General features: G+C 44.1%; 12 protein-coding genes and 1 pseudogene. 11 read left to right on the top strand and 2 right to left on the bottom strand.

Annotated features, from left to right (window positions below; translation table 11 throughout):
- Positions 1-25: 25 nt before the first annotated feature.
- The 4 genes from AC5FEC_RS08890 (at position 26) to AC5FEC_RS08875 (ending at position 1772) form a co-directional block, all read left to right on the top strand.
- Positions 26-439 (top strand): YjdF family protein, encoded by a 414-nt coding sequence (locus AC5FEC_RS08890; RefSeq protein WP_268690379.1) that lies wholly within the window; start codon positions 26-28, stop codon positions 437-439.
- Positions 440-626: 187 nt separating this feature from the next.
- Entirely contained in the window at positions 627-848 is a 222-nt protein-coding gene (locus AC5FEC_RS08885; RefSeq protein ID WP_037617455.1) for a DUF4649 family protein, read from the top strand.
- Between the two features lie 18 nt (positions 849-866).
- Positions 867-1181, top strand: a complete 315-nt coding sequence (gene trxA / locus AC5FEC_RS08880; RefSeq protein ID WP_234550892.1) for a thioredoxin — start codon at positions 867-869, stop codon at positions 1179-1181.
- A gap of 189 nt (positions 1182-1370) precedes the next feature.
- On the top strand, positions 1371-1772 hold the full coding sequence (locus AC5FEC_RS08875) for a hypothetical protein (protein ID WP_493661967.1): 402 nt from the start codon (positions 1371-1373) through the stop codon (positions 1770-1772).
- A gap of 217 nt (positions 1773-1989) precedes the next feature.
- On the opposite strand, the gene AC5FEC_RS08870 is transcribed toward AC5FEC_RS08875, so the two are convergent.
- Together AC5FEC_RS08870 and pepF are read right to left on the bottom strand one after the other, a co-directional pair.
- On the bottom strand, positions 1990-2829 hold the full coding sequence (locus AC5FEC_RS08870) for a hypothetical protein (protein WP_493661955.1): 840 nt from the start codon (positions 2827-2829) through the stop codon (positions 1990-1992).
- A 171-nt stretch (positions 2830-3000) separates the two neighbouring features.
- Positions 3001-4794, bottom strand: a complete 1794-nt coding sequence (gene pepF / locus AC5FEC_RS08865; RefSeq protein WP_493661954.1) for an oligoendopeptidase F — start codon at positions 4792-4794, stop codon at positions 3001-3003.
- Positions 4795-5266: 472 nt separating this feature from the next.
- On the opposite strand from pepF, the gene pnp reads away from it, so the two are divergent.
- From pnp to AC5FEC_RS08830, 7 genes and pseudogenes are all read left to right on the top strand, one after another.
- Positions 5267-7462 (top strand): polyribonucleotide nucleotidyltransferase, encoded by a 2196-nt coding sequence (pnp, locus tag AC5FEC_RS08860; RefSeq protein ID WP_493661953.1) that lies wholly within the window; start codon positions 5267-5269, stop codon positions 7460-7462.
- 232 nt (positions 7463-7694) lie between these two features.
- Positions 7695-8312, top strand: coding sequence for a serine O-acetyltransferase (gene cysE / locus AC5FEC_RS08855; protein WP_493661952.1), 618 nt, complete (start codon positions 7695-7697; stop codon positions 8310-8312).
- A 60-nt stretch (positions 8313-8372) separates the two neighbouring features.
- Positions 8373-8568: pseudogene (locus tag AC5FEC_RS08850) on the top strand (YdeI/OmpD-associated family protein).
- Between the two features lie 13 nt (positions 8569-8581).
- A complete protein-coding gene (locus AC5FEC_RS08845; protein WP_493661951.1) occupies positions 8582-9349 on the top strand; it encodes a nucleoside phosphorylase in 768 nt (255 codons plus the stop codon).
- Between the two features lie 82 nt (positions 9350-9431).
- The gene (cysS, locus tag AC5FEC_RS08840; protein ID WP_493661950.1) at positions 9432-10775 is read left to right on the top strand and encodes a cysteine--tRNA ligase; all 1344 of its coding nucleotides are present in this window, start codon (positions 9432-9434) and stop codon (positions 10773-10775) included.
- Positions 10768-11160 carry a Mini-ribonuclease 3 gene (locus AC5FEC_RS08835; RefSeq protein WP_002905373.1) on the top strand — a complete coding sequence of 131 codons (393 nt, stop codon included), beginning with the start codon at positions 10768-10770 and terminating at the stop codon, positions 11158-11160. The genes cysS and AC5FEC_RS08835 overlap by 8 nt, the downstream gene beginning before the upstream one ends.
- 403 nt (positions 11161-11563) lie before the next feature.
- The gene (locus tag AC5FEC_RS08830; RefSeq protein WP_493661949.1) at positions 11564-13411 is read left to right on the top strand and encodes an APC family permease; all 1848 of its coding nucleotides are present in this window, start codon (positions 11564-11566) and stop codon (positions 13409-13411) included.
- Positions 13412-13561 lie beyond the last annotated feature (150 nt).

Here is a 13561-nt window from a genome sequence, read left to right as displayed (position 1 = left end):
AGGAATTTTTAAAGGAGGTGCTGTCATGGATAAGATTTCAATGACGCTGACAGTTTATTTTGAAGAGGGGTTTTGGCACGGTCTTTTCGAGCAGGAACATGCTCAATCTTATAGAGTTTGCCGAGTTACCTTTGGTGCAGAGCCTAGCACGCAGGAATTGTTGGATTTTCTAAACCGTTATTATCACCGGTTGCAGTTTAGTCCTAGCATCAGAGTGAAGGAGAAGACTAAGTCGGTCAGTCCTAAACGCCTGCAGAGACAGGCTAAAAAAGAGCAGATGGCTTCACGTTCTTCAAAGTCTCAGGAAGCGCTGAAGCTGCAATTTGAAGAGCAAAAGAAAATCGCTCAAGTCAAGCGCAAGCAGCAGAAAGAACTGGCTAAGCAAAGGAAATTCGAACTCAAACAGCAAAAACGATTGGAAAAGCACAAGGGGCACTGAGCCTGGTTTTTCTTATTTATATGGGAAAGTCTTCCGATGGGAGGCTTTTTTGTTTGTCAGAAAACCGGTGAGTTGCTTGAAAAGCGAAGTGATTTCTCCAAGTCGTTTTATTTGACAGATGTAACATTATTGATTACAATAAAGCTATAAAACATGTCGGTTACAATTGTAATCGAAAGGAGGTCTTATGATTGAAATTACATATTTGGATGCTGTCAAGCAGGAGCGGAAGATGACCTTTGAGTCTTATCAGGAGTTTGAACGTTCTCAACAAGCCTGCCTTGTCGGTGTCGCAGATTATTATGCAGTTAAAAAGCTGACTTATAAAGGCTATGATTTGAACTATCAGGGCACTTACGGCGATGTGTTCTTTTTCCTGATGAAGCAGGATTTGGCAAAGTTTGACTAAAAATAAAGGAGAAAAATAATGGTAAAAGCAATCACAGATGCAAGTTTTGAACAAGAAACCAGGGAAGGATTAGTGCTCATTGACTTTTGGGCGACTTGGTGCGGACCTTGCCGCATGCAGGGGCCAATCCTCGATAAACTATCAGAGGAACTTTCTGAAGATGAACTCAAGATTGTCAAGCTGGATGTGGATGAAAATCCAGCTACAGCACGCGCCTTTGGCATCATGTCTATCCCGACCTTACTCTTTAAAAAAGACGGTCAAGTCGTCAAGCAGGTAGCGGGTGTCCATACTGCCCAGCAGATTAAAGCCATTGTGGCGGAGTTAGGATAGTCAGTGAGTACAAGACTAAAATAGACCTGTTTTAAAATGAAACTGCTCCAAAATAAAGAGCAGTTTTTTATTTTCACTGATAAATGATGGAAGAAGATAAGCAAATAGATTAATTTTAAATTTTTTGTTTAAAAAGACAATATTTAAGGTATAATAAGAAAAAAGAAAATTATCGGGTAAATTTGTTAAATAGGCCGCGCTAGAGAGACGGACTATTTAAAACATGATGGAAACGAGGTGCTGGTTATTATTAAGTTATTAGCGAATTTCTTCTTTGCTTTTATGATTTTGACACCATTCATCGCTCCAGCGGTTTTCTGTTTCTTTGTGGGTTGTATGATCCAGCGGGAACAGATAACACAAAAAAGAATCATACTAGTATTAGCCTTGTTGATTCCAATTTTGCTTTTGATTTCCTATTGTGCTCCTCAGATTTTAGGACTGGTTTTTTGGAGTCTGATTTGGTTTTTCATCGGGCTATTGCGACCTGAAAATTATACCAACTCCCAGTTCTGGACAAGGTGGCTTATCTTTATCACCTGTTTTAGTGTTTATATCTTGCTTTATTTGTATTTGTTCAGACTTTTTTAAAATTTTTATAAGGCCTAAACAATCAGCTTGAACGAAAGGTTCAAGCTGATTTTGTCTATTTATTATTCCCCCAATGCCTCACTGTAGGCAATAATCTGCTCAACAGTATCAGATAGGAATTCGATGGTATCGCGCACAGGTTTATCATTTTCCTATGTACTGCCTTGGCTATGAAAGAGATGAAGGGAAAAAGCTTTCTTGTTCATCTCTTTTTATATTACTCTTTGCTTGTGTGCCGTTTTCCAGAGGCAATTGCATCTGCTTCAGTCATGGACACGACTCTGTCAAAACGTGTATTGGATGGCATATTCTCCATGCTATACCAATAGACATCTGCTCTTCCGTATCGAGCGACATAAACGGTTCTTGTTTGTTGCTGTTCCGCTGCCTGTCTCTCTGCTTGTTGGCGTGCTTCCTCTGCAAGGCGAGCCTCCTCCGCCTGTTGGTTAATTGCGTTTTGAACTTGGCCGATACGAGCAGTCAAGTTAGCTTTTGTAGTTGGATCTGAAACACGTTCGACCGCAGCTTGTGCCGGAGAAATATTGTCTGCGACCTGATTATTTTCAAGCTGTTGGACAGCCTGATTGGCTTCCTCAACAATTTTCATAGTCTCAGCTTCTTGACGTGCTTGTTCCTCGCGAGCTTTTTTCTCCTCTTCCTGCTTTTGTTTCTGTGCTTCCTGTAGCTCTTTTTCTTGCTTTTCCTTTTTACTGCTAGACGTAGTAGAGTTGCTTGCAGAGTTACTAGTTTGTGATGATGAGCTAGACGAGGAGCTATTAGATGTAAATTTGGTTACCTGGGTCTGTTCTGTCTGCTCTTTAATAACATCAGGAGTTAGTTTACCTACTGCATAGCTTCCTAGTATCCCGACAATAGTAACAGCAATAGCAATATTGCGCTTTCTAATATTCGGCTTTCGTTTAGTGAAGCGCCAAATACCAAAGCATCCTCCCATGAACATCAATGGCATAGTGATTGGTGCAAGAATGATGATGAAGAGAACTGCCAGAACAAACAGTATTTTCTTCAAGGTCGGCTTTTCAAAAATTTTTTTCAAATTAAAACTCCCTTCGGATATATATCCAAGGACATCATATCACAAAACGGAAGCGTTTTCAATAAATGTTTGAGAATAATTGAAAATGTAGATAGGAATTTATTCTTTAAAAGAACTAAAAAATTAGACCCAGATGAATAATCTGAGTCTGATGCTAAAGATATAGGATTACTATCCTAACTCTTTACTGTAAGCAATAATCTGCTCTACAGTGTCAGATAGGAACTGGATAGTATCGCGGAGTGGTTTGTCTGTCGAAATATCCGCACCGATAATCATAGCTGACTCAAGCGGAGTCTTGCTGCCGCCAGATTTTAGCAGTTCAAGCCAGTCGCGGGCACCATTTTCGTCATTCTTCAGGTGTAGGTAACCAGCAGTAGAAATGACCAAACCTGCGGAGTAAGTGTAGCTGTAAAGTCCCATGTAGTAGTGGGCCTGACGCATCCAGGTCAGGGCAGCATCATCGTCGATTTCAACGGCATCGCCCCAAAATTCTGTCAAGACTTCTTTCATGATAGCGTTGAGTTTGCTTGCACCGAAGGTTCCGCCTTCTTCAATCAAAGTATAGACCTTGCGTTGGAAGGCAGCTTCCAGCAAGTGAGTGATGAAGTTGTGGAAGTAAGTATCCGTCAGACGGTGAGCTAGGGCAAAGCGTTTCTGGCGTGGGTTATCAAATTGGCGCTCCAGGTAATCACTGAGCAGGAGTTCATTAAAGGTAGACGGTGCTTCCACATAATAGGTGGACATATGGGCGTTGAAGTAGCTTTGGTGATTGTCAGAGAAGATAAACTGACCAGAGTGGCCGATCTCGTGAATCAGAGTATAGACATCGCTCATGCGACCAGTCCAACTCATGAGGACATAAGGGTGAACCCGATAAGGATCAGCAGCATAGCCTCCAGAGTCTTTCCCGGCATTGGCCGCAAAGTCGACCCAACGTTCTTCCTTATATCGGGCAACTTCTTGACAATACTCTTGTCCGAGTGGCTCGACTGACTTCATGACCAGGTCATAGGCATCATCAATGCTGACTTCAGGATTAAGCTCGCTGTCCAAGTCCAGCTTCCAGTCAGCAAAGGTCATTTTTTCAAGTCCATTTACCTTAGCGACATGCTTGAGGTATTTCTGAGCTACTGGGGCAAATTCGCTCATAATCAAGTCAATCTGCCGGTCAAACATAGAGCGATCAACTTCTTGCTCTGCCAGTAAGTAGTCAAAGACAGAGTCATAGCCCTTCATGTCAGCCAGCAATTTTTCGGACTTGACCTGAGCCAAATAGGCAGCAGCGGCAGTGTTTTGGTGCTGACGAAGTCCTTCAGAGAAAGAGCGGAAAGATTTTTCGCGGATTTCTGCATTTTCATGGTTTTGATAGAAATTCTCATAGGTGACAAAGCTGTTTTTGTAAACTTTGCCGTCTACTTCAAAGTCAGCCATGGCAAAGTCGCCAGCTCGCATCTTGGTGTAAATATCCTGTGGACTGTAAAAGACTTCACCTAGATTGGTCAAGGCTTTTTCGACATCCGCTCCCAGATAGTGGGCTTTTTTGATTTTAGCTTGACGAATGGCTGAAGTCAGATGGGGCTCTTGGCCTAGTCTCTCCAAGACAGCCTCGTCTGCGCCAACCAGGGCATCGTCAAAGAAGCTGAGTGCGACATTGGCCTCCGTCTCAAACTCCATGGCTGCTTGGGCAATCTGCGCAAAGCTCTCGTCGCCAAAGTCAGTGGTCTGTGGCATAAAACCGTAGTTACCAATGTGGTTGATTTGGATATAAATCTGCTCTAACTCAGCAAATGCCCGTTCAAAATCTTCGAAAGTGCTGAGCTTGCCTTGGTAATCACGGACGAATTTCTGGATGTCCTCTCTGGCCTTTTCGATAGCTCTTAGGAAGTCCTCTTGGTCTTGGTAAAGGGCCGTTAGGTTCCAGAGTTCATTTTCCGGAAATTCAGAACGATGTTTTTGTTCCATAGTCTACTCCTTTTGATTAAATAGCTATATTCAGTATAGCAAAAAATCCTTCAGAATGCCTTGCTCATAGGAAAAAATTAGGGAAATATGACTTCAGCTGTCTGCTTAGAAAAAAGAAAAATAGATTTTCAGCGCTTTTATAGAAAAAAGCCATTTTCGGTCTTTTTCTTTTGGTTGAAATTGTGGTAAAATAGGGTCTGTACGTGCTTGATACAAAGATGAGGATATAATAAACTACTAAAACCATTAAATCAAATTAAAAGAGCTAGTCGAACCGCTCCTTAGCACTTTAAGTGTATCTTGATGAACTGAATACGACCTAAAAGCTGTGTAAAAAAGATAAACTGTCTTGTCTTCATCGAAGACTTCGTCAGTTCTCTATTTTTACTTTGCTTTTGACGGTCTTAATATCTTGATCTTTGTAGCCAAGGCGTATGAAAAAATTTGAGCATGTGCTCGGCAAGGAGTCTTTATGACAAAACAAGTTTTTAAAACCGTTTTTGCAGGTCGTGAGCTGGTTGTTGAAACCGGTCAGGTTGCAAAGCAGGCAAATGGCAGCGCCGTTGTTCGATATGGAGAAAGTACCGTCTTAACTGCGGCAACCATGTCCAAAAAGATGGCTACGGGTGACTTTTTCCCATTGCAGGTCAACTATGAGGAAAAAATGTATGCGGCTGGGAAATACCCTGGTGGCTTTATGAAACGTGAAGGTCGTCCTTCAACAGATGCGACTTTGACGGCTCGTTTGATTGACCGTCCGATTCGCCCTATGTTTGCGGAAGGTTTCCGCAATGAAGTTCAGGTTATCAATACTGTTCTTTCTTATGACGAAGATGCTTCGCCTCAAATGGCTGCTATGTTCGGTAGCTCTCTGGCTCTTTCTATCTCAGATATTCCTTTTAATGGCCCTATCGCAGGAGTTCAGGTCGGCTATGTAGACGGTGAATTTATCATCAATCCTAGCAAGGAACAAAAAGAAGTTTCGCTTTTGGAACTGACAGTGGCTGGTACCAAAGAGGCTATCAACATGGTAGAGTCTGGAGCTAAGGAGCTTACTGAAGATATCATGCTGGAAGCTCTTCTCAAAGGGCACGAAGCAGTCAAAGAATTGATTGCCTTCCAAGAAGAAATCGTAGCGGCAGTCGGCAAGGAAAAAGCGGAAGTAGAATTGCTGCATGTTGATGAAGAGCTGCAGGCAGAGATTGTCGCAGCATACAACAGCGACTTGCAAAAGGCTGTTCAGGTAGAAGAAAAGCTGGCGCGTGAAGCCGCAACCCAGGCTGTCAAAGACCAAGTCACAGCAGTCTATGAAGAAAAATATGCAGACCACGAAGAATTCGACCGTATCATGCGTGATGTAGCTGAAATCTTAGAGCAAATGGAGCATGCTGAAGTTCGCCGTTTGATTACCGAAGATAAGGTCCGTCCTGATGGCCGTAAGGTCGATGAAATCCGTCCGCTGGATGCAGAAGTGGATTATCTGCCACGCGTGCATGGATCCGGTCTCTTTACTCGCGGGCAAACCCAAGCCTTGTCTGTCCTGACCCTGGCACCAATGGGAGAAACGCAAATCATTGACGGCTTGGATCCAGAATACAAGAAACGCTTCATGCACCACTATAACTTCCCGCAATATTCTGTCGGTGAGACAGGCCGTTATGGGGCTCCTGGCCGTCGTGAAATCGGACATGGTGCTCTTGGGGAACGTGCTCTGGAGCAAGTCTTGCCTAGTCTGGAAGAGTTTCCGTATGCAATTCGTCTGGTAGCGGAAGTCTTGGAATCAAACGGTTCTTCCTCCCAAGCCTCTATCTGTGCGGGCACTTTGGCTCTGATGGCCGGTGGTGTGCCAATCAAGGCGCCGGTTGTTGGAATTGCCATGGGCTTGATTTCAGACGGCAGCAACTACACAGTTCTGACGGATATTCAAGGTTTGGAAGACCACTTTGGCGATATGGACTTTAAGGTAGCTGGTACTCGCGAAGGAATTACCGCCCTGCAGATGGATATTAAGATTGAAGGAATTACAGCAGAAATCCTGACAGAAGCTCTGGGCCAAGCTAAGAAAGCCCGCTTTGAAATCCTAGACTTGATTGAAGCGACTATCCCAGCTCCGCGTCCTGAGTTGGCTCCGACTGCTCCGAAAATCGACACCATCAAGATTGATGTGGATAAGATTAAGATTGTCATCGGAAAAGGCGGAGAAACCATCGACAAGATCATCGCTGAAACAGGTGTTAAGATTGATATCGATGAAGAGGGTAATGTATCGATCTACTCTAGCGATCAAGCGGCCATTAATCGTGCCAAAGAAATTATTGCTGGTCTGGTCCGCGAAGCAAAAGTGGACGAAGTTTATCATGCCAAGGTTGTTCGAATTGAGAAATTCGGTGCCTTTGTCAACCTCTTTGACAAGACGGATGCACTAGTTCACATTTCGGAAATGGCTTGGACTCGGACCAACAATGTCGAAGATCTGGTGCAAATTGGTGACTTTGTTGATGTTAAAGTCATTAAGATTGACGAAAAAGGCCGCGTAGATGCCTCTATGAAAGCTCTCTTGCCGCGTCCGCCTAAGTCTGATAAGCCAAAGAAAGACCATGGGAAACATCATCATCCAAAAGTTCACAAGGAGCGGAAGGAAATTAAAGTCGAGCAAACAGAAGGATAGAGAAACTAGTCCGTTTGGGGCACCCTCTCTTTCAAAAGGTTTGCTTTGACCTATGGGAGTCTAGGCGGCTAGGAGTCGGGCGTGCTTGCAGGCAACTGTCTAACTAGTTTGAAGCTGGCAGGCTCTATGCCAGAGTTTCTGAACCGCTTACTTTTCCTAGAGTAAGATGAACATTAGTAGAGACGAGCTGAGCTCTCGTCTTTCCTTATTTAAGAGAAAGGAAGGGGTTAGCATGGGTTGGTGGAAAGAATCCATTAATATTGTAAAAGAAAATGACCCAGCGGCTCGAACATCGCTGGAAGTTTTATTAACCTATCCGGGTCTCAAAGCCTTGGCGGCCCATCGTTTTTCGCATTTTCTATGGAGGCATGGTTTCAAGCTGCTGGCTCGCATGCACAGCCAGTTCTGGCGTTTCTGGACCCAGATTGAGATTCATCCGGGCGCTCAGATTGAGTCGGGTGTCTTTATCGACCATGGGAGCGGTCTGGTGATTGGAGAGACGGCTATTGTGGAGAAGGGAGCTATGCTTTACCACGGTGTGACCCTAGGAGGTACAGGCAAGGATATAGGAAAACGTCATCCAACAGTGCGTCGGGGTGCCTTGGTCTCCGCTCACGCTCAAGTCATTGGTCCAGTTGAAATTGGTGAAAATGCCAAGGTCGGTGCTGCTGCTGTAGTCGTGGCCGATGTGCCTAGTGACGTGACAGTGGTTGGTATCCCAGCTAAGATTGTTCGTGTTCACGGTCAGAAAGATGAGCCGACCATCCACGAGGTAGAGGAGAAGCGGGAATACTATCTGGACAAGCTGGAGCATGCCCGTGATAGCAGCCATCACTCGTCAGAACTTTAGGGAAGACGTGAAGTACTTGTTTACAAGTATGTTCAAAGCAAAAAATGAAAGCTGGAGGAGATGGCTATGTCAGATTCTATTTTGAATCAAGCAGTCCTTGAGCTGCAAGGAATGTTGGTTGGTCCTGCCAAGGAGCATTTTACCAAACTCCCCCAGTTATCAGAGAGAATGGACTTGCTATATCAGTGAAGCTAAGAAAGATGAGACCAAGCTACGCCGCATAGAAAAGATGAAGGTGGATTTGCTGAAGCCTTAAAGAAAGAGGGGCTATGCTATTAGAAGAATTTGAAGATGTAGTTGGGGTTATCGAACCAACAGATAGGCAGATTATTGATAAGGGAGAGGTTTGTAAAACTATCATCCTGTCCTTTAATGGAGAAATTCTGAAACGTTTGATTGAGTCAGAAAAAGTCTATCCGGGAGGCTATCTAAAAAATCTTAACGGGAAATTTCCTTGGTATATATATAAATGTGAAGGAAATCGAGTGGCGGTCATGACGGCACTTATTGGAGCTCCATCAGTGATTGGTCAGCTGGAGGAGTTGGCATCCAGAGGTTTCAAGAATTTCATCATTCTAGGTTCTTGTGGCGTTTTGGATGACTCAATTGAGGCGGACAAGATTATCTTGCCTGCTGCTGCTTTGCGAGATGAAGGGACTAGCTATCACTATGCCCCACCGGGTGATGAAATCGCCTATGACGAATCCCTGTTGGTTGAGCTGGAAGCCATCTTTGATAAGCACGATATCGAGCATATCCGCACCAAGTCTTGGACGACTGATGCCTTTTATCGGGAAACGCCTGATAAGGTCAAGCGTCGCTTAGCTGCTGGAGCTCAAGTGGTGGACATGGAAGCTTCGGCTATCATGGCTTGGAGTCAATTCCGCCAGACCAAGGTCTATCAGTTTTTCTACACAGCCGACTATGTGGATCATCATAACCGAACCTGGGATGCCCGCCATGAAGAGCGGACGGCTGATGCCATGACTTTTTTCACCATCGCCTTGACAATAGCAAAGGAACTAGAAAGGAACTGAGTAGGGACAGAAAGTTTGAAAATAGAGGACTGCTTCTGTAGTTGATCTTATCTGCTTTCTAAGGACTCTCAGCATCGTAAATATGATCAAAATCTATGATACTATGACCCGCAGCCTGCGTGAATTTGTGCCCATTGAGGAGGGCAAGGTCCGCATGTATGTTTGCGGTCCGACGGTTTATAACTATATCCATGTCGGCAATGCCCGCTCAACAGTAGCTTTTGACACGGTTCGTCGCTATTTTGAGTATCGGGGATTTGAAGTCAACTATATTTCCAATTTCACGGATGTAGATGATAAGATTATCAATCGGGCCAAGGAAGAAGGCATCACTCCCAAAGAAGTGGCGGACAAGTATATCGCCGCATTTCGCGAAGATGTGACCGCTTTGGGGGTCAAGCCGGCTACTCAGCATCCGCGTGTTGTGGAGTTTATGGCTGACATCATCCATTTTGTGGAAGACTTGATTGAAAAAGGTTTTGCCTATGAGTCAGAGGGTGATGTCTATTTCCGAGTGGAAAAGTCGCACAATTATGCCAAGCTAGCCAACAAAACCTTGGCAGACTTGGAGTTGGGTGCTTCTGGTCGGACAGATGAGGAGACTGCTCGTAAGGAAAATCCAGTGGACTTTGCTCTCTGGAAGGCAGCCAAGCCAGGTGAGATTTCATGGGACAGTCCTTGGGGACCTGGTCGTCCGGGATGGCATATCGAGTGTTCGGTCATGTCGACGGAGATTTTGGGTGATACCATTGATATCCACGGTGGAGGAGCAGATTTAGAATTTCCTCACCATACCAATGAAATCGCCCAATCAGAGGCCAAGACTGGTCAGACTTTTGCCAACTATTGGATGCACAATGGCTTTGTCAACATCGACGACGTCAAGATGTCCAAGTCGCTAGGTAATTTTATCACCGTTCATGATGCCCTCAAGACCATTGATGGTCAGGTGCTGCGTTTCTTCTTTGCTACTCAGCATTATCGCAAGCCGATTAATTTCACGGAAAAAGCCGTTCATGATGCAGCGACCAATCTTAAGTATTTGAAGAATACCTATGAGCAACCTTTCACTGGTCAGGCAGATTCGGCTCAGCTTCAAGCCTTTCTAGACAAGTTCACCGCTGCTATGGACGAAGATTTCAATGCGGCTAACGGAATCACGGTTGTTTTTGAGCTAGCCAAGTGGATTAACTCTGGCAACTACAACGCTGAAGTCAAGGAAGCTTTGGCCAAACTCTTAGAAGTTTTCGGTATCGTCTTTGTGGAAGAAGTTTTGGACGCAGACATTGAGCGCTTGATTGAGGAACGCCAAGTAGCGCGTGCTAATCGGGACTTTGCGACTGCAGACCGTATTCGGGATGAATTGGCCGCTCAGGGCATCAAGCTTTTGGATACTAAGGACGGAGTGAGGTGGACACGTGACTGATGTCAACCTGATTAACGGCATTGCTCTCGCCTTTGAGGGAGATGCTGTCTACTCCATGTATATCCGGCGTCACCTGATTTTTCAAGGTCTGACCAAGCCAAATCAGCTGCACAGGGAAGCAACCAAGTACGTTTCTGCCAAGGCTCAGGCCAATCTTATCTCTCTTATGCTGGAAGAAGGGATTCTGACGGAGAAGGAAGAGGATATTTATAAGCGTGGCCGCAATGCCAACAGCCACACCAAGGCTAAGAATACGGACATCGTCACCTACCGTATGTCTACCGGCTTTGAGGCTGTTATGGGCTACCTGCATATGACCGAATCTATTGAGCGACTGGAGGAGCTGATTGACTGGTGTATTCGGAAGATAGAGGCTTCGTTCTGATTCATTGTCATCTTGTTTATTCTGAGATAGAACTCTTTTATGAACAATCACTAAAATTTAAGAAATTTAAATATCAAAAACGAGCTTGGCATAAAGCTCATTTTTTTATAAATAAGCATGCTGTCTCCAGAAAAAAATGGAAGATTTTGTAGGAGAGTGTGTTTGAAACTTTAAATAGATTGTTTGAGTACTTTTTAGCTACGCCGCTTGCGATTTCTATCCTCTTCACCTTCAATTTTTTAGTGAGATTGGGGAATGATATTGATATCTACTGAGATGGTTTTCATCAAGTATTTGGATAAAAAGCAGGAAGTTTAAATTTTATGAAAATTTATTTTCAGAAAAGTATTGACATATTTTCCGAAAAGGAGTAGAATGGCTCATGTTTTTAAAGGAGGAACTTATGTTTTCCAAGTTAAAAGGTTTTTTTATTGGGCGCCCATTAAAATCCGGTAAAGAAGGAGAGGATGGTCATTTATTGACCAAGATGCAAGCTTTGGCTATGCTCTCCAGTGACGCTTTATCTTCTATTGCTTATGGACCAGAGCAGGTTGTTTTGGTCTTGACTTCTGTTTCTATTGGCGCCATTTGGTGGTCGCTTCCCATAGGAATTGTCGTATTGGTGCTACTAGCGAGCTTAACGGTTTCCTATTGTCAGGTTATCCATGCTTACCCTCAAGGAGGAGGAGCTTATATGGTGACGACAGAAAATCTATCTCCAACGGCAGGTTTGATCGCTGGCGGGAGCTTGCTGGTAGATTACATGTTGACAGTAGCCGTTTCAGTCGCTTCTGGAGCGGACGCAATTACCTCTGCAATTCCCGTCTTACATCCTTACAATTTACATATTTCCATTTTCCTAGTTCTCTTGTTGATGCTAATGAATCTCCGAGGATTAAAAGAATCGGCCGCTTCCTTGATGATTCCTGTCTATCTTTTTATTGTCAGCACCTTATTGTTGATTGGTTTTGGTTTTGTGCAAATCCTGACAGGAAATTTAGACTATCACGCAACCGCGCGGATTGGTAGTCCGATTGCTGGAGTAAGTTTGATCTTACTGCTTCGTGCTTTCACCAGCGGCTCTGCTTCCTTGACAGGAGTGGAAGCTATTTCCAATTCGGTTCCCTTTTTCAAGAAACCAAAAGCCCATAATGCTGCAACCACCCTATCGATTATGGCTTTAATCCTAGGCATCATGTTTGCGGGCATTACCTTCTTGAATTATTGGATTGGCATCGTGCCTGTCAAAGGTGTAACGATATTGGCTCAGATGGCACAAGCGATTTTGGGAAGCTCTCCCCTTGGTCGCATCTTGTTCTATGTTTTCCAATTGTCAACTGCTTTGATCTTAGCAGTGGCAGCCAATACAGGCTTCTCAGCCTTTCCTATGCTCTCCTACAATATGGCTAAGAATAAATACATGCCTCATATGTACATGGAAAAAGGAGATCGTCTGAGCTATTCTAATGGCATTTTCACTTTGGCGTTTGGAGCGATTGCTCTTTTGTGTATCTTTGAGGGAAATACAGAGCGCTTGATTCCCCTGTACACCATTGGTGTATTCGTACCCTTTGCTCTCTCACAGACTGGTATGGTTGTCCATTGGAAGAAAAAATATGGAAATAATTTCTTGGGTCATTCGATTGCGAATATCCTTGGAGCGATCATTTGTTACGCGATTGTCCTTATTTTGCTCTTGTTCCGTCTTCAAGATATTTGGCCTTTCTTCCCTATTATCATTGTCTTGACTTGGCTGTTTTTATCTATCAAGCAGCACTATAATAGAGTCGCTAAACAGTTGAGATTGCATGACCATATCGAGCGTCAGAACTACACTGGTAATACAGTAATTGTCCTGGTCGGGAATGTTACCCGAGTCAGTGTTGGTGCGATGAGCTATGCTCGCAGTATCGGAGATGAAGTCGTGGCAATGCACGTTTCAACAGCAGAAACTGCTGAAAAAGATGCTGAAGTCGCCGAGGAATTTGCTGACTACTTCCCAGATATTCGCTTTGAGACAGTCACGACTAGCTACCGCAATATCATCAGTCCGACAGTTCAGTATGTGATTAAAGTGGCCAAACGAGCCAAAAAAGAAGGCCGAACAGTGACGGTCCTAGTACCTCAGTTTATACCTAAAAAGAGATGGCAAAATGTCCTGCATAACCAGATGAGCTTGAAATTGAAATACTATCTGAAATGGTATGAGGATGTCGTGGTTGCAAGCTATTCTTATCACTTAAAAGAATGAGCGGTTGCTCTTGATTAATGAGAAAAAGAGAGTGGGACAGAAATCGGTAATTCGTTAGAATTCGATTTCGTCGTCCCACCTCCGCACAGTTGAGTAGGGCTGTAAAAGCTGATGAAATCAGCGTAGTAGAGCCCACTCAACCACTGCGTC

The organism is Streptococcus sp. STC1396, from assembly GCF_058933875.1.
The sequence above is the reverse complement of the archived record's forward strand: the minus strand, read 5'-3'. Positions and strand labels throughout refer to the sequence as shown.

Coding starts and splice junctions, on each gene's coding strand:
- AC5FEC_RS08890 (WP_268690379.1), top strand. CDS start 26: ATGGATAAGATTTCAATGACGCTGACAGTTTATTTTGAAGAGGGGTTT.
- AC5FEC_RS08885 (WP_037617455.1), top strand. CDS start 627: ATGATTGAAATTACATATTTGGATGCTGTCAAGCAGGAGCGGAAGATG.
- trxA (WP_234550892.1), top strand. CDS start 867: ATGGTAAAAGCAATCACAGATGCAAGTTTTGAACAAGAAACCAGGGAA.
- pepF (WP_493661954.1), bottom strand. CDS start 4,794: ATGGAACAAAAACATCGTTCTGAATTTCCGGAAAATGAACTCTGGAAC.
- pnp (WP_493661953.1), top strand. CDS start 5,267: ATGACAAAACAAGTTTTTAAAACCGTTTTTGCAGGTCGTGAGCTGGTT.
- cysE (WP_493661952.1), top strand. CDS start 7,695: ATGGGTTGGTGGAAAGAATCCATTAATATTGTAAAAGAAAATGACCCA.
- AC5FEC_RS08845 (WP_493661951.1), top strand. CDS start 8,582: ATGCTATTAGAAGAATTTGAAGATGTAGTTGGGGTTATCGAACCAACA.
- cysS (WP_493661950.1), top strand. CDS start 9,432: ATGATCAAAATCTATGATACTATGACCCGCAGCCTGCGTGAATTTGTG.
- AC5FEC_RS08830 (WP_493661949.1), top strand. CDS start 11,564: ATGTTTTCCAAGTTAAAAGGTTTTTTTATTGGGCGCCCATTAAAATCC.